This is a genomic window from Streptomyces sp. BBFR102 (genome assembly GCF_051397025.1).
Classification (GTDB): Bacteria; Actinomycetota; Actinomycetes; order Streptomycetales; family Streptomycetaceae; genus Streptomyces.
In genome coordinates this window covers 3,980,931-3,999,407 of the sequence record NZ_CP195757.1, presented here as the reverse complement: position 1 = coordinate 3,999,407, position 18,477 = coordinate 3,980,931, and the positions used below count along the sequence as shown (strand labels likewise).

At 72.1% G+C, this 18,477-nt stretch carries 16 protein-coding genes; 5 read left to right on the top strand and 11 right to left on the bottom strand.

Annotated features, from left to right (window positions below):
• Nucleotides 1-109: 109 nt before the first annotated feature.
• Nucleotides 110-937, bottom strand: coding sequence for a class F sortase (locus ACSLIC_RS17925; RefSeq protein WP_436738714.1), 828 nt, complete (start codon nucleotides 935-937; stop codon nucleotides 110-112).
• 2 nt (nucleotides 938-939) lie between these two features.
• On the bottom strand, nucleotides 940-1,506 hold the full coding sequence (locus ACSLIC_RS17920; RefSeq protein ID WP_436738713.1) for a hypothetical protein: 567 nt from the start codon (nucleotides 1,504-1,506) through the stop codon (nucleotides 940-942).
• 196 nt (nucleotides 1,507-1,702) lie between these two features.
• Between ACSLIC_RS17920 and ACSLIC_RS17915 the strand changes: the two genes are divergently transcribed.
• Nucleotides 1,703-2,482, top strand: a complete 780-nt coding sequence (locus ACSLIC_RS17915) for an HAD-IIA family hydrolase (RefSeq protein ID WP_436738712.1) — start codon at nucleotides 1,703-1,705, stop codon at nucleotides 2,480-2,482.
• A gap of 13 nt (nucleotides 2,483-2,495) precedes the next feature.
• Here the strand turns inward: ACSLIC_RS17915 and ACSLIC_RS17910 are convergent, their stop codons facing one another.
• Nucleotides 2,496-3,878: a hypothetical protein gene (locus ACSLIC_RS17910; RefSeq protein WP_436738711.1), complete on the bottom strand. Its 1,383-nt coding sequence runs from the start codon at nucleotides 3,876-3,878 to the stop codon at nucleotides 2,496-2,498.
• 235 nt (nucleotides 3,879-4,113) lie between these two features.
• Here ACSLIC_RS17910 and ACSLIC_RS17905 point away from each other — a divergent pair, with 235 nt between their 5' ends.
• Nucleotides 4,114-5,232, top strand: coding sequence for a Gfo/Idh/MocA family oxidoreductase (locus tag ACSLIC_RS17905; RefSeq protein WP_436738710.1), 1,119 nt, complete (start codon nucleotides 4,114-4,116; stop codon nucleotides 5,230-5,232).
• 46 nt (nucleotides 5,233-5,278) lie between these two features.
• Here ACSLIC_RS17905 and ACSLIC_RS17900 read toward each other — a convergent pair whose 3' ends face one another.
• Nucleotides 5,279-6,040 carry a YidC/Oxa1 family membrane protein insertase gene (locus ACSLIC_RS17900; protein WP_436738709.1) on the bottom strand — a complete coding sequence of 254 codons (762 nt, stop codon included), beginning with the start codon at nucleotides 6,038-6,040 and terminating at the stop codon, nucleotides 5,279-5,281.
• Between the two features lie 142 nt (nucleotides 6,041-6,182).
• A complete protein-coding gene (locus ACSLIC_RS17895) occupies nucleotides 6,183-6,515 on the bottom strand; it encodes a DUF6412 domain-containing protein (protein WP_436738708.1) in 333 nt (110 codons plus the stop codon).
• Nucleotides 6,516-6,715: 200 nt separating this feature from the next.
• On the opposite strand from ACSLIC_RS17895, the gene ACSLIC_RS17890 reads away from it, so the two are divergent.
• Entirely contained in the window at nucleotides 6,716-7,729 is a 1,014-nt protein-coding gene (locus ACSLIC_RS17890) for an SEC-C metal-binding domain-containing protein (protein WP_436738707.1), read from the top strand.
• Nucleotides 7,730-7,812: 83 nt separating this feature from the next.
• Here the strand turns inward: ACSLIC_RS17890 and ACSLIC_RS17885 are convergent, their stop codons facing one another.
• From ACSLIC_RS17885 to ACSLIC_RS17870, 4 genes are all read right to left on the bottom strand, one after another.
• A complete protein-coding gene (locus ACSLIC_RS17885) occupies nucleotides 7,813-9,042 on the bottom strand; it encodes a DNA cytosine methyltransferase (protein ID WP_436738706.1) in 1,230 nt (409 codons plus the stop codon).
• Between the two features lie 215 nt (nucleotides 9,043-9,257).
• Nucleotides 9,258-11,084 carry a DEAD/DEAH box helicase gene (locus tag ACSLIC_RS17880; protein WP_436738705.1) on the bottom strand — a complete coding sequence of 609 codons (1,827 nt, stop codon included), beginning with the start codon at nucleotides 11,082-11,084 and terminating at the stop codon, nucleotides 9,258-9,260.
• Entirely contained in the window at nucleotides 11,081-12,487 is a 1,407-nt protein-coding gene (locus tag ACSLIC_RS17875) for a transcriptional regulator (RefSeq protein ID WP_436738704.1), read from the bottom strand. Before ACSLIC_RS17875 ends, ACSLIC_RS17880 begins: the two co-directional genes overlap by 4 nt.
• Before the next feature lie 81 nt (nucleotides 12,488-12,568).
• On the bottom strand, nucleotides 12,569-13,246 hold the full coding sequence (locus tag ACSLIC_RS17870; protein ID WP_436738703.1) for a hypothetical protein: 678 nt from the start codon (nucleotides 13,244-13,246) through the stop codon (nucleotides 12,569-12,571).
• Nucleotides 13,247-13,482: 236 nt separating this feature from the next.
• On the opposite strand from ACSLIC_RS17870, the gene ACSLIC_RS17865 reads away from it, so the two are divergent.
• Nucleotides 13,483-14,244, top strand: coding sequence for a helix-turn-helix domain-containing protein (locus ACSLIC_RS17865; protein ID WP_436738702.1), 762 nt, complete (start codon nucleotides 13,483-13,485; stop codon nucleotides 14,242-14,244).
• 119 nt (nucleotides 14,245-14,363) lie between these two features.
• Here ACSLIC_RS17865 and ACSLIC_RS17860 read toward each other — a convergent pair whose 3' ends face one another.
• The gene (locus ACSLIC_RS17860; RefSeq protein WP_436738701.1) at nucleotides 14,364-15,332 is read right to left on the bottom strand and encodes a GlxA family transcriptional regulator; all 969 of its coding nucleotides are present in this window, start codon (nucleotides 15,330-15,332) and stop codon (nucleotides 14,364-14,366) included.
• A gap of 144 nt (nucleotides 15,333-15,476) precedes the next feature.
• Between ACSLIC_RS17860 and ACSLIC_RS17855 the strand changes: the two genes are divergently transcribed.
• Nucleotides 15,477-16,784 carry an MFS transporter gene (locus tag ACSLIC_RS17855; protein ID WP_436738700.1) on the top strand — a complete coding sequence of 436 codons (1,308 nt, stop codon included), beginning with the start codon at nucleotides 15,477-15,479 and terminating at the stop codon, nucleotides 16,782-16,784.
• Here ACSLIC_RS17855 and ACSLIC_RS17850 read toward each other — a convergent pair.
• Nucleotides 16,754-18,163 carry a DUF445 domain-containing protein gene (locus tag ACSLIC_RS17850; RefSeq protein ID WP_436738699.1) on the bottom strand — a complete coding sequence of 470 codons (1,410 nt, stop codon included), beginning with the start codon at nucleotides 18,161-18,163 and terminating at the stop codon, nucleotides 16,754-16,756. The two genes, ACSLIC_RS17855 and ACSLIC_RS17850, sit on opposite strands and share 31 nt — an antisense overlap.
• Nucleotides 18,164-18,477 lie beyond the last annotated feature (314 nt).

Genomic DNA, 18,477 nt, shown 5'->3' with positions numbered 1-18,477 from the left:
CATAGCCGGGCGGTCCGCTCGCAGGGGTGAACCGGATCGTGGGGCAGGTGTGACACACGGGCGTCCGGGGAGCCGTCCGCCGCCGGACGGGCCGGCGGCGGAGGGGGTTTCAGGGGGCCATCGCCATGGAGGGCAGCAGGGCCTCGCCGCTTCCGGCGCGGCGGACACCGGCCGGGGGCGGGACGGCCGCCTCTGTGCGGGGTCCGGCGCCGGCGGTCTCGGCGCGGGCGGCCCGCGCGGTCCGGTCCTCGGCCGTGTTCTGGGCCTCGGCGCCGTCCGCGGTGGCGGAGCCGGTGAGGTAGGCGGAGACGACGACGTTGGCCGTGTAGGTGTTGCGGGTCTTGTCGAAGGTGCCGCCGCAGGTGATCAGCCGCAGCTCCGCGCGCCCCTTCTCCCGGGGGGCGTACGCCTTCTGCGCGTCGAACCCTTCGCGCTCCAGCACCTGGACGTCCTCGACGGTGAACTCGGCGACCGTGCCGTCCTGGCGCGCCACCCGGACGCGGGCGCCGGGCTCGGTGGTGCTCAGGGTGTAGAAGACGGCCGGCCGGGTGCGGGTGTCGACGTGGCCGACGAGCAGGGCCGCGCCCTCCTCGCCGGGCTGGGGGCCGGAGTCGTACCAGCCGACCGTGTCCGGGGTGTCGAACGACGGCGGGGCGACGGCCCCCGCGCCGTCGAGGCCGCGTGAGACCACCTCGGCCGAGGAGACGCCGATGGACGGGACGTCGACCCGGACCGGACGGGACCCCGGCAGCGGATCGCGGGCCGGCGGCAGGTCGGCGCCGGCCGCGCCGCCCACCGCCGCCGACCGCCCGTTCCCCGAGCCCGGCGGCGGGGAGCCGCCGGAGACCTCGCGCCCCCAGATCCACAGGCCGAGCAGGAGCACGGCCCACGCCGTGGCGGTGATCAGCCTGCTGTGCGCGCGCTTGCCTTCGGCCATGGTCAGTCCGTACGCCTGCTGCGGCGCACCCGGTGGCTCGCGAAGGCGAGGACGGCGGCGGAGACCAGGGCGCCGCCGATGACCGCCTGCGAGGTGCCCGGCCCCTCGCCACCCGCCTCGGCCGCGACCTGGGCGGTACCGCCGCCGCCGGCGCTGACCGGGGCGTGCGGGCGCGGCTTGTGGTGGACGACGGTGACCGTGCCGCGGGCGTGCCGGTTCCCCTTGTCCTTGCAGTCGACCTTTATCTCGTACTGGCGGGGCTCGGCGTCGGACCGGATACGGGCCTCCGCGTACAGCTCGCCCCGGTCGGCCGAGGGGCCGAACCAGGCGTCCCCGGCGAACGCCTCCGAGAAGCCGACCGCCTCCTTGCCCCGGCAGACGTCGACACGCAGGGTGACCTCGCCGCCGGGCGAGACGGTGGACGGGGTGACGGTGACCCGGCCCGGCCGGTGGTGGCCGCCGTAGTTCTCCTCGTCGCCGGCGACCGCGCCGGAGGCGGCGGCGAGAGGGGTCAGGGTCAGTGCTGCGGCCAGAGCGGCGGCACGCACGGTGTTGCCATGAATGCGCATGGTGAACCTCCTGTCCCCCGCAGGTTCACCCGGGCACGGGGGCCGCGCCACTCGGATGCGCGGGGAAGGGGGCGCGTCGGGCAAGGGTTGCGCTGCCCGGGTGAACGCCGGGGCGGCCCGCTCCCGGCGGCGGGGGCCGGGGGTGCTGAGTAAGCTGTCGATCCCATGAGTTACGCGTAGGCAGGAGCCCGCACCCATGACAGAGCGTAAGCCGATCGAATCGTGGCTCACGGACATGGACGGCGTCCTCATGCACGAGGGGGTGCCGATCCCGGGCGCCGACACCTTCATCACCAAGCTCCGCGACTCGGGCAAGCCCTTCCTGGTGCTCACCAACAACTCGATCTACACCGCGCGTGACCTGCACGCCCGGCTGAAGCGGATCGGCCTGGACGTGCCGATCGAGAACATCTGGACCTCCGCGCTGGCCACCGCCAAGTTCGTGAGCAGCCAGCACCCCGAAGGCACCGCCTACGTCATCGGCGAGGCGGGGCTGACCACCGCCCTGCACGAGACCGGCTACATCCTCACCGACAGCGACCCGGACTTCGTCATCCTGGGCGAGACCCGGACGTACTCCTTCGAGGCGCTGACCAAGGCGATCCGGCTGATCAAGGACGGCGCCCGGTTCATCGCGACCAACCCGGACCACACGGGCCCGTCCGCCGAGGGCGTCCTGCCGGCGACGGGCTCGGTGGCGGCGCTGATCACCAAGGCCACCGGCAAGGAGCCGTACTTCGTCGGCAAGCCCAACCCGCTGATGATGCGGACCGCGCTCAACACCATCGGCGCCCACTCGGAGTCGAGCGCGATGATCGGCGACCGGATGGACACCGATGTCCTCGCCGGCCTGGAGGCGGGGATGACGACCTACCTGGTGCTGACCGGCCTGACCTCGGCCTCCGAGGTGGACCGGTTCCCGTACCGGGCCACCGAGGTCGTGGAATCGATCGCGGATCTGGTCGACCGGGTCTGACGGACCGCCGGTCTCAGGACCGGCGCAGGCGCCGGGCCAGTCGCAGCAGGGCGGCGCCGCAGGTCAGCAGGGCCGCCGCGAGCAGTCCGAGCGAGGTGGCGCTGCCCCCGGTCTCGGCCAGCTCGGGGCGGCCCTTTCCGCTCTCCAGGCCGGGGTGGCGCGGGTCTCCATCGCCGCCCGGGGTGTGGTCCGGCCCGGTGCCGGGGGTGTGGCCGGGCACCTCCGTACGCTCCTCGCGGCCACGGCCACGGTGGTCGCGCGGCGGGACCTCGCCGTCCGGGGCGGCCGAGCGGGCGGCGTCCGGGTGTCCGGGCGGCAGGGTGCGGTGCGGGCCGGGGCTGGCCGGGCCCGGCCGCCGGACGGGCGGCGGGGAGTCCGGCCGACCTGCCGGATCGGGCGCCTCCGTGGGAAGGCGGGAGGCCGACGGGGACACCTCGGTCGCCCACGGATCAGGCAGGGGCCAGGGGCGGGGCGGGACGGGGACGGCGGGCGGGCGGCCGGTCGGCGCCGGGGTCGCGTCGCGCGGGCCGGCGGACCGCTCACTCCCGGGCGGGCGCGCGGGCGCCGACGGCATGGCATCGCGCGGGTCGGCGGACCGCTCACTCCGAGGCGGGTGCACGGGCGCCGACGGCGTGGCATCGCGCGGGTCGGCGGACCGCTCACTCCGAGGCGGATGCACGGGCGCCGACGGCGTGGCGTCGCGCGGGTCGGCGGGCCGCTCGCTCCGGGGCGGGTGAGGGGGCGAGGGCGGTACGGGCGGCCGGGTGCCGGTGCCGTCGGCGGCCCGGAGCGCGAAGGTGTACGTGTCCGAGTGGCCGACCCAGTGGCCGTCCCGGTCGTGGTGCTGGACCAGGGCGGCCTGGACGGCGACCCGGTTGGGCCGGGCGTCCTCGCGGACGGCGAGCCGCAGCCGTACGTCCTTCTCGGCGCCGGGCCGCACGGTGAAGCCGCGGAAGCCCTGGCCGCCGTCGAGGACGCCGACGTTCTCGTCGCGCGTGGTGTGGCGCAGGCGGACCGGGAGCCAGCGCCGCCCGTCGTGGAAGTCGAGCCGGAGCTGCGAGGGGGCCAGGGCCCGGTCCTCGTCGAGCAGGAGGACCACCGGGTGGACGCGGTGGCAGGTGATCCGGCTGGTGTTGCGGATGCGCACGGTGAAGCCGCTCGGCTCGTCGCCCGCGCGCACGTGGGCGGGGCCGTCGCGCAACTGCCCGGTGAGCGGCAGAACGGCCGCGTCGGGCTGGACGCAGAGCGGGATGGGCGGCCCGGCCGGGCGGGCGCCGGGGGCGGCCGGGGCGTGAGCGGCCCCGGCGGGCGCTCCGGTGGGCGTGGCGTGGGCGGAGGCGGTGGCGAGGGGCGAGACGACTACCAGGACCAGGGCCAGGGGTGTGCGCGAGCGCATGAGTGTGTCCGCCTCCAGGTCGTGCCGGCGGCCGACGGCACTGGGAGGGGCCGTCGGCCGTTGGCGCGACCCTGCCACGCGGGCGGGGGCGCGGCGGGGCGCGCCACGCCTGGTTCGGCTGTTCGAGCCGGTCGTGGCGGCCGGAGATCGCCCGGTCGGCCGATAATCCGACCAATGCGGGGCGAAGCCCTCGTCGCCGGGCGGCGCGGGCGGCGGATCGTGCTTGGCTGGGGCCATGTCCGACACCACCACCTCGCCCACCCCGGGCGCCGCCACCGCGCCGGTCCGGGTCGCCCTCGTCGGGTACGGCCTGGCCGGTTCCGTCTTCCACGCCCCGCTGATCGCCGCCGCCGAGGGCCTGGTCCTCGACACCGTCGTCACCTCCTCGCCCGAACGGCGCCGGGCGGCCCGGGCCGCGTTCGGCGAGGTCCGGTTCGCCGGCACCGCCGACGAGCTGTGGCCGCGCGCGGACGAACTGGACCTGGTGGTCGTCGCCTCCCCCAACAGGACGCACGTCGCCCTCGCCGAGGCGGCCCTGCGCGCCGGGCTGCCGGTGGTGGTGGACAAGCCACTGGCCGGTACGGCGGGCGAGGCCCGGTCCCTGGCGGCGCTGGCCGAGGAGCGCGGGCTGCTGCTCTCGGTCTTCCAGAACCGCCGCTGGGACAACGACTTCCGCACCCTGGCCGCCCTGGTGGAAGCGGGCACGCTCGGCGACGTCTGGCGGTTCGAGTCGCGGTTCGAGCGCTGGCGGCCCAAGCCGAAGGGCGGCTGGCGCGAGTCGGGCCGCCCGGAGGAGATCGGCGGCCTCCTCTACGACCTGGGCAGCCATGTCGTCGACCAGGCCCTGCACCTCTTCGGCCCGGTCGACCGGGTCTACGCCGAGTCGGACGTACGCCGGTTCGGCGCCGAGGCCGACGACGACACCTTCCTCTCCCTGCGCCACCGCGGCGGCGTCCGCTCCCACCTGTACGTCAGCTCCACCACCGCCCAGCTCGGCCCGCGCTTCCGGGTCCTCGGCTCGGTCGCCGGGTACGTCAAGTACGGACTCGACCCGCAGGAGGCGGCCCTGCGCGCGGGCGAGCGCCCCCGGCCGGGTGAGCCGTGGGGTGTGGAGGGCGAGGCGATGTGGGGTCGCGTCGGCTCGGGCGAGTCCCCGCTGACCGGCGGCGGCACCCCCGAGCCGACCCTGCCGGGCGACTACCCGGCGTACTACCGCGCCGTTCACGCGGCCCTGCGCGGGGGCGGCCCGAACCCGGTCACCGCGCTGGAGGCGGCGGACGCCCTGACCGTGCTGGAGGCGGCCCGGGAATCGGCGCGCACCGGCGCGACGGTGGACCTGGTCGGGCGCGTCTGAGCCCCACGCGGGCCGGGCGGACGTGTCGGCCGGGGCGCCCGTCGGGTCAGGCGGTCACGGCGACGGCGGCCGGCTCCTCCCGGTACAGCACGGTCCGCTCGACCGCCGTCCACAGGGTGCTGGTGACCACGTACAGCGCGGCGGCGAGCGGCACGAAACCCACGGTGAACAGGGTCATGAACGACATCAGCGGCGCGATCTTGGCCATCGCCCCCATGCCCGGCATCCCTTCCGCGCCCCCGCCGGCCCCGGCGCCGAGCGCCGCGCCGGCGGCCATCTGGCGCTTGGTGCGCCGGTAGTTGTGGACGGCGACGGCCACCACCACGGCGAAGAGCACCAGGTAGACCTGGCCGTGCGCGCCGAACATCCCGCCGTCGGCCAGCGCGTCCTTCCACCGGTCGCCCAGCGGCGCGGCGAAGAGGGAGTGGCCGAGGAGGGTGTTGGGGGCGCCGCCGATCTCGGCGGAGGCGAAGAGGTGGTACATCAGGAAGAAGGCGGGCAACTGGCACAGGCTCGGCAGGATGCCGGAGAACGGCGACACCTTCTCGGCCGCGTACAGCTCCAGCGTGGCCTTCTGCAGCCGTTCCGGATTCTTCTTGTACTTCTCGCGCAAGGCGGCGACCTGCGGTGCGAGGCGGGTCCGCGCCTTCTGGCCCCGGGCCGCGGCCCGGGAGAGCGGCAGCACCAGCAGCCGGACGAACGCGGTGAACAGGACGATGGCGGCGGCGGTCGAGGCGGTGCCGGCGAGCGGTTCGAGGACATCGCCGAGCCCGTCGACGAGATCGGCGAAGGTGGAGAAGAACGACAAGGGAAACCCTCCCGTGGCGGCGCGCGCACAGCGGCACCGGGGTTGTCAGGCCGGGGAAGCGAGCCGGCAGGGCTCGCGGCAGCGTGACGGGACCGCACGTCCTCGCCCCGCCCGTCGGCGGAGCCGGCGTCGGGGGGAGGGGTTACGCGGCCGTCGGGAGGGGCGCCCCGGGCGCCCGGGGCCTGCGGCGGCCCGGTGCGTCGGGGTCTCGCTGCGGCAGGAAGGCGGTGCGGCGGGCGCGGTCCCTGAGCGCGGTCCGCACCCGTGCCACCGGCACCCTGGGCACGGCCCGGGCGGCGACCACCGCGCAGAGCGCGAGCGCGGATCCGGCGGCGGCGGTGGCGGCCACCGCGACGGCGGCGGCCCCGAGCGCGGTCTCGGCGAGCAGGTACTGGGCGGTGAGCAGGACGAGCAGCACGCCGAGCAGGCGCAACTGCCGTAGCTGGTTCGTCGTGGCCGACACCACGTCCGTCATACCCGCCTCCTTCCGCGTACCGCCGGGCCGAGAGTTCCCGCCAGCCTACCGGGGGCACCGCCGGTCGCGGGAGGGGCGCGGGGCGCGGGCTCGGGCACGCGGGCGCCTCCCGCGCCGGGCGTGCCCCGGCGTACGTGGCCCCGCCCACACCGCGCGCACCGCCCCTTCCACGGTCCACGCCCGGCAGTACCGTGTCCCGTATGCGCCCCGACACGCCAGCCGAGACCACGCCGCACGCCTCGCACAGCGCCGAGGCCGAACGACTCGAACGCGCCGCCGCGCTGTACCCCGAGGACGCCGAGCAGCTCCTGCTCCAGGCCGCCGCCCACCACGAGGTCGCAGGCAGTCGCGAACGCGCCACCGCCCTCTACGACCGCCTGCTGGCCCTCCCCGCCGAGCAGCCCGTCCTGGTCCGCGCCCTGAAGGCCGCCAACCTCTGGGAGTACGGCCACGAGGCGGAGGCCCGCGCCGTCATCGACGGTGTCCGCCTCGCCGCGCCCCGCTCCCCCGAGCCGTGGATCATCGTCGCCGAGGCGCTGGAGGCCCACGACGAGCTGGAGAGCGCCCACCGCGTCTTCACCGACGCCATCGAACTCCTCGTCGGCGACAGGGCGAACCCGCCCCGCGAGGTACGGCCGCTGCTCTTCGGCCGCCACCGCGTCCGCCGCCTGCTCGGCGCCTGCCACGATGCCCGCGACGACCTCGCCGACCGCCTCCACGAGGCCCCCGTCCCCCTCGACGAGCTGCACGACCCGAACCGCCTCTGGTCCCTCGGCTCCGACAACCCCGCCGAACTCCGCGCCGAGATCGACCGCCTCCGCGCCGAACTGGGCTCCTACCGCGCCGCCCTCTCCCGCCCGTTCCCGGTTGCCGTCCTGCACTGGCCCGAGGACGAACTGACCCAGCTCCTCACCGCCCACCCCGCCCTCGCCACGGAGTACCCCTCCCACGAAGCCCACCTGACCGCCGTCGAATCCTCCCTCCGCGAACTCGCCACCACTGGCGCCCCCAACCTCGGCACCGTCTCCGCCACCCTCCCCTCCTACGAGGCCTTCGCCGCCTCGGAGACCACCTCCCCCACCGACCCGACCCTGCTCCCGCTGTACGCGACGACCCTGGCGGCGAGAGGGCGAGCGAAGGCTTGGCCGCCGGCGAAGGAGGCAGGGTGCTGGTGCGGGAGTGGCCAAAGGTATGGGGAGTGTCACGGAGCGTAGGAGCTCAGGCCTGGACTGACCACGCATAGATCCCTGGAGCCAGACACGGGCCCAGCCAGCCAAGCCATCACCCAGATACCGCTTCAGACTTGGCTGGGCACCGTGCTCCGGTTGTCGGCCGACTGCGGCCAGCTCTCGGTAAAGCTCTCCTGAACTGCCGTGAGTGCGGGGTCTTCCTCCGGCTCGAACTCGGATGCCGGGTCGTGGTGAAGCTCCCCGGTCCGCCGGAGCGCCTCCGCGATAGCGTGCCCCACAGCCTCCGCTACCGGGGGAGGAAAGGCATTTCCCACCTGCCGGTACTGAGCCGTTTTCCTCCCCGCGAACTCCCAGTACGCAGGAAACCCCTGAATGAGCGCCGCTTGTTCGACTGTCAGCATGGGACCGCGCTTCTGCGTGAGGTTCCCCAGATCACGGTCACGGTCAACGATTCTGTCTTCGTCATTGGCTACCCCCATGCCGTTGACGCCGAGGGCCTTCCATGCCTTCTTGGCCCGGCTCGGTCCGAGGTCAGCGCCGCCATGCTTCTTCGAGCCGCCCACAAGGGTGGGTGCGACGGTGCCGAGCTTCGCCTGGTCCCACCACTGCTTGAACAGAGGTGAGTCTTTGCCGCCGAGGCGCCGGGCCATGGACTCTTCAAGCGCCTCCGCCACTGTCTTCAGCTTCTTGCGCGGCACAGGCCAGTCGAAGCCCCTGTACTGGTCCTTCCGGATGGCAACCAGAATCGCTCGCGGCCGCAGCTGCGGCACCCCGTAATCCTGAGCGTGCAGAACGTTCCAGCCACAGATCACGTACCCGGATTTACGCAGCCGGTTCTTGATGTGATTGCGGTAGTACCGGAACTTAGGCTCCGGCTCCACAAGGCCGCGCACGTTCTCGATCATCACCGCACGCGGGAGGAGCTGGTCAACGAGATCCAGCATTTTAGGGAAGAGATCGCGTTCATCGTCGCGGCCGAGCTGCTTTCCCGCAGTGGAGAATGGCGGGCACGGAACACCGCCAGCCAGGAGATCCAGGTCTCCCGGCTTCAGGAATTCCGCCTGCTGACGCGACCCCGCACCCCCCGGCACCTTGAGAGGGTTCAACACTCTCTCAAGCGGCTTAAAGTTGTTTACGTCCTCATTGAGGATGAGGCAGTGCTCTCGCTCCCACGCCCACTTCGGATGCTTTCCCACGTTATGAGCAAGAGTCGCGGCGGCATGGGGGTCGATCTCTACGAGCGCCAGATGGCGAAAGTTCGCATCATGCAGTCCGACCGCCTGACCGCCAGCACCGGCACAGATCTCAATCGAGGTCAGCCTGTCGGCGGTGCTCATGATCGGCTTCTCCTGGGGTGCAGTACTGGCAGACACGCAAGTGTCGCATCCTCGCCACCCCAGGAGAACACTGAACCCCCTCTTCACCCATCGCCGCCCGCCCTCGGGGCAGGTCAGCCGCTCGTACCATAGAACCAAGCAACTGCCCGACTCCCGACGGACTACCTATGCGGCACCGGCCGGACACCGGGCCATCACTCTAAGGCTGCACTCAACTACTTACCGCTCCCGTCCAGGTAGCTCATCAGCGCTCGGACATCTCCCATGTCCATACCGGCGGCAATCGAAGGCTCCTCCTGCAGGTCCGCGAGCTGCTGGACTGAGGGGTCGTCCAGGATCTTCCCCATGAACTCAAGCTTCTGTTCCAGCCGGAGTGCTACCACCTCGTCAATGGTCCTCTCCGCGGCCAGAACGGTTACCCGGGTCTCCGCGTCCGGCGCCAGACCCAGGCGGTGAATGCGGTCGAGGCTCTGCAGGAAGCGGCCTGCCATGAAGTCCCGATCGACGTACACCGCGTCGTGGCAGTCACGGTGCAGGCTGATCCCCTCCCCGAGGGTGGCCGGGTTGGATAGCAGCACCATGCAGTCCGGATCGGTGCGGAAGCGCCGGATCTGCTCCTCGCGGTCCTGGGTACCGCCGTGTACCACGGCTGGCTCAAACGCCGCGAACAGTCGCTCCATGGTTGTCAGGCTCCGTACGAACGTTGTCCAGACCAGGGTCTTACGCCCGGCCGAGGCATTCTCGGAGACGATCTTCAGCACCTCATTGTATTTCGGGGATAGCTCATACGAGGGCAGATCCCTCATCAGCGTGAACAGCGAGTCACTGGCCGGAACCTGCAGGGGCGGCACCCGGTAGGTAAGCGGCTCATAACGGCTCTCCACCTCGCCTAGGAGGGCGGGGCTCGTCGCCGCCATCAGCAGGCGCAGCATGGCCTTGCCCAGCGAGTCGAAGTCCTCACGTTCCACTGAGGCCCTGGCGGAGTACCGGCCGACCAGAGCGTCGTAGATCTCACGGTGCAGCGACCCATTCGGGAGCGTCACGTACCGAATCCGCGTCTCGAAGGGCGGCAGGCCCAACTCACGCTTGGTCGTCCTGGTGAACATGGGCCGCAGCACCTGGCTGGCGTAGCTGAGGTCACCCCCGTCGACCGCGTTGGTCACGACCCTGCGCCCCTGGCCCGGCCAGACAAAGGAGAGCAGGTTCTCAAGATCTCTGGCCCCGTTGGGTGCCGGAGTCCCCGTGAGGATCAAACGGCGTCGACTGAGCGGCCCCAGCGCCATACACGCACTGCCGTAAATGCCACGCGCGCCAAGCTTCATCCTGTGCGCCTCGTCGAGGATGACCATGGACGGCGCGGCCCGGAGCCACGCCGCAAGGGCATTGAGCGACTTGTCGAGACGCTCGTAGTTCAGGATCAGAATCTCGGCGGACGGGTCCGGGGCTCCCGCCATGACGGTGGTTACGGGCGGCCTCTTGAAGCACTCACCCGCCTCGAACAACCAGGACTCGTAGGCGGACTTCGGGCTCACCACGAGAAGCCGACGCACCTCGCCCTGCTCCTTCATCGCGGAGTACACGGCTAGCCCAACGCGGGTCTTACCCGCGCCCGGAACACTGAAGTTGGCGCCGTGCTGCGTGGAGAGCAGGTGAGCGATGTCCCGCCGCTGGAAGCTGGTGAGGTCCGCCCGCCAGCTTGTGCCCAGCATGCTCACGACCTCGTCCACGCCAACGAGTTGTGCGGGCTCGCCCTGGAGCTGGCGTTCCGCGAGGTCGGAGTCGTCCATGACGCTCTCGACGAGCGCCAGCAGGTCCTTGTCCCACTCGACGTTGTCGTCTGGCCAGTCAGCCAGCGCTTCGATGCCGGCCAGGAAGTCATCGAGCCCGACTTCGGCCATGAGCAGGCTCCGCTGGCCGCCTACGGAGAAACGTATGGCCAGCGAGGCCAGGTCCCGCTGGAACGGCTCCGAGGCCCGGAGCACCACCTTGGTCCTGGTGATGTCGAAGCCGACCGTAAGCGCATACTGGGCTGCCTCGGTCACGCTCGCCCCTTGCTGATCACGTCGAGAAGCCAGGCCACGCCGTCGCCGGGCTCAGCCACGCTGCGCCTGGTCTCTCGCGCGAGCTTCTCCAGGCTCGCCTTGAGCTTCTGGATAGAATCATCGAGTGCCTCCTCGTCCAGGCTGTTCGACGCGCGGGCGAGCCCGATGTCGACCGTGCACTGCTCGATGTCCTGGCAGGCGTCGTTCAGGCGGTCGGACGCCGCCTGCTTCCGCTTGCGCACGCGCGCATCCTTGCCGGCGGGCTCCAGCGCGTCCTCGATCGCCTTCCGCGCGCCCTGCACGACCTTGGAGGCACCCTCCGTCTCCGCTCCGCCCCCGGCCCGCTCCAGCGCCATGGCACGCAGAACCTCGTTGGTGAACGCCTGCGCTTCAAGGTGGGGCTGGGCGCCCGCCTTCACCGTGCGGCTCATGCCCGGGATACTGCGCTCCTTCGGAGCAGAGACCTCCGACTTGAGGAAGGACGGCAGACGCGTGCCCAGGTATCGGTCGCGGAAGTCCGGCTCAATCAGACGCACGTCGGTCTTCGAGAACTTCAGAGCGATCGCCGCGAGCCGACTCTCCTTCATCACTTCCGCACGGTCCCGGTTCCTCTTCGACTCCTTTACCCAGGCGCGGTAAAGCTCCCGGAGCTTTTCCTTGGCGTCCTCGAAATCAAGCAGCTGCAACTGAACCGCCCCGGCGCGGGACCTGCTCCGCAGATCCTCAAGCGTCGAGAGGATCCACATGTCCGCCTCTACAGTATCGGCGCGCTTACGGAAAACCTTCGCGATGTCGGCGACCGGCCGTCCCATCTGCAGCAGTTCCTGCATCGCGATGAGCTCGTTGATGTACGAGTAGTCACGCCGCTTATCCTGACGGAGTTGCAGCGAGAGTTCCACCGCGTCGATGTCCGCCCATGTGCAGGAGGCCGGCAGCACTCCTACGCGGATGTTCGGTACACCCAGCTGCTTGAGGGCGGCGGCACGGGTGTTGCCGTTCACTAGGATGCCGTCTCTGGTGATGAGGCCGGGCTCGTTCTGCCGGTGCTCCTTGAGGCTGTCCCTCAGCTCCTCGAACGCGGGGTCCAGCCTGGACGGGTCATCCGGCTTGGCCTGCAGGAGGCCCTCCAGGTATTCCTGGCTCTCCGGGGTCCAGGGGTTTTCCTCAAGGAGGATGTCCTTCTCCGGGCTAAAGCTCCGCTGAGCCCGGATGCGGTGCGTGGCGGGGTTGAAGTAGAGATCCCCGACCGGCATGTCGATGACCTCGACGACCGTCGGCTGTGTCCGCCACTCGACGGTCAGGGTCTCCCTCAAACCCTGGTCGGCCTGTGCCTCCTTGAGGCGCTGGTCCACAGTCTCGCGATTCTGCACGGCGCGGGGCGGCACACCGAAGTCCTTGCTCACGTCTTCCTCCGAAAGAAAAGGCCAGGGCCTGGGCGGGGCCGGTCGGCCCCGCCCAGAAATCAACAGAAAGGAGCAGTCTTCCTAGATTCCGAGAGTCGCGCGTACCCGCTCACGGGACTCAGCGGGGAGGGTGCAGTAAAGCGCCCAGATCTCTTCCACCGTGCTGAAGTCCCGCCGGTCGTTCTTCATCCAGGAGACGAGCACGTCGCGCTCGAAGCCGCCCAGGCCGGAGATCTTCAGCTCGACCTCCGGGAAATCCACCTTCGTCCCACGCCCGCCCACACGACAGCGATTACACTCGGCGACGAGTTCGGTCTTCTCCGTGCCGTCAGCCTGAATTACCGGCCGCCGGGCGATGTCGATCTGCGCGGCCTCAACTCCGTCGCTGTACTCCCCGCCCGCCGCGATGCCGCACGACCGGCACATGTTGCCGTCAGCGACCAGGACTTCACGGCGGCGCCTGTCCGTGATCGACGCCCGCGGGGAACTGCCGCCGTTGCCGGGCTCCCACACGGGCTTGCCGGCCGACACGAACCGCTGCTCATGCTGGTCCAGCCTCGAGTCATCACGATTCGTGTGAATCTGCCACCCGTACTGGCGCAGATCGCGTACGCGGCGGTCCGCCTGCGCCACGCCGGGGAACGCGCCGGCCACGTCAGCCTTCGTGAAGGTATTGCCCTCGCCGATCACCTGGATCAGCCACAAGGCGGCCCTCTTCATCGTTCCGAGCTTCGGGTCGTTCCAGTCCGGAATACCCATACCGCACCCCCTGAGAATCGGTCAGCCAGACGACGCACCGGATACGGCAAGGCAAGGCGCCCGACCCGGCGGTCCCACAACCATGACCGGCCGACCCCGGGCAATTCCAGCGCCGGAAGACTTTCACTGGTGCGCGTAAGTCACACCAGCCCCACAGCCCTTTCCCTGGCCCGCGGTTTCTCCGAGAATCGGGCTCCCTTAGCCTGTTCTGGCGTACCGCCCGAGGAGAGGAAGCCGTGGCCCCGAGAACGCAGAGTTGGAAGGACCTCCCGCCGGAGTGCCCGGACGAGAAGCGCCTGATGGCCATCTGCCTGCGCAGGGTGAAGGACTGCACGGACCTCACTCAGCAGCGGCTCGCCGCGAAATGCGGGATCGCCACGAGCACACTGAACGGCTACCTCAACGCACGGAATCAGCCAACGCCTGAGGTGCTCCGCTGCTTCTACTTCGCAGTGAAGGAGGACACCGACCTGCGCGGACTCCAGCTCCCGCACTCCTTGCATGAGCTGGAGTCGATACTTTCCAGCCAGACGGAAAAGGCCCGTCCAGCCAGTCAAAGGCCGGCTGTGCGAATCTCGAACCGGAGCCATGGTGCGGAGTTCGCTCGACGGCGCAGGTCACGGGCGAACTACCGTGCGCGTGTGCCGGTCCCCCCTCAAAGGGGGGACCGGCACACGCGCACGGCCACGGGGCCAGACTGGACGGGGCTGGAGACGCTTCTGGACCGCGTTCTGCGGCGCCAGACGCAGGACGCCTTCTTCATGATCTGGCAGTCCGCGATGAATCTCCCGACCTCCGAGATCCCCCGCGTAGTCGCGTCGTGCCGTGGAGCGGGGCTCTCCGATGCCGCTGACGCCGTAATCACCAACGCCGCACGCAGGGACCTGAGCGCCGTACTACGCATAGCTGCGTGCTTCCACGAAGCCCACCAGTACGAGGACGCGAAACTGCTGCTCAACTCCGCCACCGTGGCGGGCAGGGCCTCGCAGAGCAGTTGACCCTCGTCGGGCGGTAGGCCCAGAATCCGCGCCGGCGCGCAAAATCGGGTCGGCTGTCTTGCCATCAGGCCGGGCGGAACGAGACGCGCATCGCCGCCGCAGTCGACGCCGAATAGCCCTCACCCCCGAAACGCCGCCCGATAGTTGCGCGGTGTCGTCCCCAGGGCCGCGTGGAAGTGGTGGCGCAGCGAGACGTCGGTGCCGAAGCCGCAGGCGGTGGCGATGCGGTCGATGGTGTGGTCGGTTTCCTCCAGGTACTGGCGGGCGCGGTCCAGGCGGCGTTGGGTGAGCCAGCGCAGGGGGGTCTGGCCGGTCTCCTGGCGGAAGTGGCGGGTGTAGGTGCGGACGCTCATCGCTGCCTGGGCGGCCAGGTCGGCGAGGGTGAGCGGATCGGCGAGGTGGTCCAGGGCCCAGGTGCGGGAGCCGGCGGTGGAGGCGATGCCCGGTTCGGGGACGGGGCGGCGGATGTACTGGGCCTGGCCGCCCTCGCGGTGCGGGGGGACCACGGTGCGGCGGGCCACGTCGGCGGCGGCGGCGGCACCGTGGTCGCGGCGGATGAGGTGGAGGCAGAGGTCGATGCCGGCGGCCTCGCCCGCCGAGGTGAGGACCTCGCCCTCGTCGACGTAGAGGACGTCGGCGTCGACCTCGACGCGGGGGTGGGCGCGGGCGAGGCGGTCGGCGGAGAGCCAGTGCGTGGTGGCGCGGCGGCCGTCGAGGAGGCCGTACGCGGCGAGGACGAAGGCGCCGGTGCAGACGGAGGCGAGGCGGGCGCCGGCGCCCCGGGCCGTGTCGAGGGCGGCGCGGAGGTCGGCGGGGAGGGGCTCGCCGGCGAGGCGTTCGTCCTGTTCGTGGGAGGCGGGGACGAGGACGGTACGGGCCTCGGCGAGGATCTCCGGCCCGTGCGGCGCGTACACGGAGAAGTCGGCGTCGGTGCGGACGGGGCCGGGCCGGGTGGCGCAGGTGCGGACCGTGTAGAGGGGGGTGCCGTCGGTGGCGCGTGCGCTGCCGAACAGCTGGTGGATCAGGCCGAGTTCCATCGGGAGGACGCCGTCGCGGATGAGGACGGCGACGAGGTGCGGGGCGGGCATGGAGGTCCTGTCGGTGGGCGGCCTGGGGACGGGGACGCGAGGGGGTCCGTGGAGGGCTCTGCCCAGCCCCCGGTGGCCGTAATCTTCTGTTGGTTGTCCATCTGGCCACTGATGCCTGCCCGGGCCGGGCGGGAACGTCGTGGCATGGCAATTTCCTCATCGGGTCAAGATCCGGAACAGGGCCGAGCAGCCCATGGCTGGACCGTCGTCGCCGTTGCGGGCGCGGCGATCGTCACGGCCGGGGCGTTCACGACCTTCGGCGGACTACTCCTCGTCCCGCTGCACGAGGAACGTGGCTGGTCGCGGGCGTCGATCGGGGTGGCGTTCGCGATCAGCACGGTCCTGTACGGGGTGACGGCGCCGTTCGCGGCGGCGCTGACGGACCGGTTCGGGGTGCGGCGCGTCCTGGTGGGCGCGCTGCTGCTGGCCGGGGGCGGAGCGGCGGGGACGGGGGTGGCGGGTTCGCCGGCGCAGGTGGCGGTGGCCTGGGGGCTGGGGGTGGGGCTGGGCACGGGAGCCGCCTCCACCGCGCTGGCCGCGGGCGTCGCGGAGCGGTCCGGGGCCGGGCGGCGCGGCCTGGTGGCGGGGTTGCTGACGGCGGCCGGGGTGGTCGGGCAGTTCGTGTTCCTGCCCGTGCTGTCCCAGGTGGTCGAGGCGTACGGCTGGCAGGCGGCGGCCTGGGGGCTGGCGGGTGCGGCGGGGCTGGTGGCCGTGGGCGCGCTGGTGGTGTTGCGGGGTGCGCGGGCGCGAGGCCACGCGGGAGCGGGCGCCGGGACGCCCGGAGCCGGCTACACGCCCCCGTTCGTCACCCGAGCCCTGCGCGTCCTCACCATCGCCACGCGGCGCCCGGCGTTCTGGCTGCTGGCCGGGGTGTTCGCGGTCTGCGGAGCCTCGACCAACGGCCTGCTCTGGAACCACTTCACTCCCGCCGCCCACGACCACGGCATGCCCGCCACCTCGGCCTCGACCCTGCTGGCCCTGGTCGGCGTCTTCAACGTGGCCGGAACCATCGCCGCGGGCCGCCTCACCGACCGGGTCGACCCCCGCCGCGTCCTCGCCGCCTGCTTCGGCCTGCGCGCCCTGGCCCTGGTGAGCCTGCCCCTGCTCTGGTCTCCCTCGGTCGGGGTGCCGCTGGTGGCCTTCGCCGTGCTGTTCGGCCTGCTCGACGTGGCGACGGTGCCCCCGACTCTCGCCCTGTGCCGGGTCCACTTCGGCCAGGACGCCGTGGTCGTCTTCGGCTGGGTCAACGCCGCCCACCAACTGGGCGCGGGCACCATGGCCCACCTCGGCGGCCTGACCCGCGACGCGTTCGGCTCGTACGACCCGGTGTGGGCGGGGGCGGGGGCGCTGTGCGCGGGGGCGGCGGTCCTGGCGGGGGTGGTGCGGGGTGGCCGGACGGACCGCCCGGAGCGGCCCTCCCTCTACGCCCCCACCCCCCGCGACACCGTGTAGATCACCAACCCCGCCAGCGACCCCACCACCGTGCCGTTGATCCGGATGAACTGGAGGTCGCGGCCGATGTGGGCCTCGATCTTGCGGGAGGTGTGGTCGGCGTCCCAGCTCGCGACGGTGTCGGTGATCAGGGAGGTGATCTGGGCGCGGTAGTTGGTGACGACGTAGGCGGCGGCCGATTCGGCCCAGCCGTCGACCTTCTGCTGGAGGCGGGGGTCGGCGGCCATGCGGTTGCCGAGGGAGAGGAGGGCGGCGCGGGCGCGGAGGCGCAGTTCGCTCTGTTCGTCCTCGGCGGCGGCCACGATCATGGCGCGCACGGCGGACCAGGCGGAGGCGATGAGGTCCTGGACCTCGGGGCGGTGGATGATCTCGGACTTGAGGCGTTCGACACGGGCGCGGGTGTCGGGGTCGGTGCGCAGGTCGGCGGCGAAGTCGGCGAGGAAGGTGTCGATGGCGGCGCGGGCCGGGTGGTCGGGCATGTCGCGCATCTCGGTGAGGAAGCGCAGGAGTTCCTTGTAGACGCGCTCGCCGACGCGCTTGTCGACGAAGCGCGGGGTCCAGCCGGGGGCGCCGCCCTGGACGGCGTTCATCACGCGGTCGCCGTGGAGGACCAGCCAGTCCTGGGCGCGGGAGCAGACGAGGTCGACGACGCGACGGTGGCCGCCGTCCTCGACGATCCGCTCCAGCGTCCGGCCGAGGCCCGGCGCGATCTCCTGGGCGTCGGCGCGGCGGGTGACGGCCTCGCCGACGATGGCCTGGACGTCGTTGTCGCGCAGGACGGTGAGGGCGCCGCGCAGGGCGGTGGAGAGTTCGGAGGTGACGCGGTCGGCGTTCGCGGGGACGGTCAGCCAGTCGCCGACGCGGCTGCCGAGGCGCAGGGCCCGCAGCCGGGTGCGGATGACGTCCGGGGAGAGGAAGTTCTCGCCGACGAAGGCGCCGAGCGAGGCGCCGAGCTGGTCCTTCTTGCGCGGGATGATCGCGGTGTGCGGGATGGGCAGGCCGAGCGGGTGCCGGAAGAGGGCGGTGACGGCGAACCAGTCGGCGAGCGCACCGACCATGCCCGCCTCGGCGGCGGCGGCGACGTACCCGGCCCAGGCTCCGGCGCCGGAGTGTTCGGCCCAGGTGGCGAGGGCGTAGACGACCGCGACGAGGACGAGCAGGCCGGTGGCGGTGATCTTCATGCGGCGGACGCCGCGCCGCTTCTCCTCGTCGGCGGCGGTGAACGCCATCGGGTCGGCGCCGCTGCCGGGGGCGCCCGCTCCGGCGCCGAGCAGGGCGCCCAGGGCGCTGCCTCGTGCCCCGGGCGCACCGGGCTCGCGAGGTGTGCCTGTGTCCTGCGCCCGCGCGCCCTCGCCCCCGCGGTCGTCCTGTGCTGCCATGGCGTCCCGTCCCGTCGACCGTCGCTGCCCGTGGCCGAATCCGCGCGCGTCACGCCCGGTATGGCCCCCGTACGGCACGATACGGCGCCCGCCCGCCTCGCCGTCGCGGCACACCGCCGCCGGCCCCCCAGTGACCCTCCGCGCACGGACCCCCACACCCCACTCCCGCATCTCACCCTCCGTCAGCATGCGGGGACGCCACGTGCGCCTCTTGTCCCCCGGCTCCCGCAATCGCCCGGTTCCGCGCCGCTTCGGGGAACGGACGGCGGGCGGGCCGCGTCTGTCCCTCCGGGGGCGCCCCGCGCGGCACTCCG

Bases quoted from the DNA above. Each gene is read 5' to 3' on its own strand.
- ACSLIC_RS17910 (WP_436738711.1), bottom strand. From the start codon at position 3,878: ATGCGCTCGCGCACACCCCTGGCCCTGGTCCTGGTAGTCGTCTCGCCC.
- ACSLIC_RS17905 (WP_436738710.1), top strand. From the start codon at position 4,114: ATGTCCGACACCACCACCTCGCCCACCCCGGGCGCCGCCACCGCGCCG.
- ACSLIC_RS17895 (WP_436738708.1), bottom strand. From the start codon at position 6,515: ATGACGGACGTGGTGTCGGCCACGACGAACCAGCTACGGCAGTTGCGC.
- ACSLIC_RS17890 (WP_436738707.1), top strand. From the start codon at position 6,716: ATGCGCCCCGACACGCCAGCCGAGACCACGCCGCACGCCTCGCACAGC.
- ACSLIC_RS17855 (WP_436738700.1), top strand. From the start codon at position 15,477: ATGGCAATTTCCTCATCGGGTCAAGATCCGGAACAGGGCCGAGCAGCC.
- ACSLIC_RS17925 (WP_436738714.1), bottom strand. From the start codon at position 937: ATGGCCGAAGGCAAGCGCGCGCACAGCAGGCTGATCACCGCCACGGCG.
- ACSLIC_RS17870 (WP_436738703.1), bottom strand. From the start codon at position 13,246: ATGGGTATTCCGGACTGGAACGACCCGAAGCTCGGAACGATGAAGAGG.
- ACSLIC_RS17850 (WP_436738699.1), bottom strand. From the start codon at position 18,163: ATGGCAGCACAGGACGACCGCGGGGGCGAGGGCGCGCGGGCGCAGGAC.
- ACSLIC_RS17915 (WP_436738712.1), top strand. From the start codon at position 1,703: ATGACAGAGCGTAAGCCGATCGAATCGTGGCTCACGGACATGGACGGC.
- ACSLIC_RS17860 (WP_436738701.1), bottom strand. From the start codon at position 15,332: ATGCCCGCCCCGCACCTCGTCGCCGTCCTCATCCGCGACGGCGTCCTC.
- ACSLIC_RS17885 (WP_436738706.1), bottom strand. From the start codon at position 9,042: ATGAGCACCGCCGACAGGCTGACCTCGATTGAGATCTGTGCCGGTGCT.
- ACSLIC_RS17920 (WP_436738713.1), bottom strand. From the start codon at position 1,506: ATGCGCATTCATGGCAACACCGTGCGTGCCGCCGCTCTGGCCGCAGCA.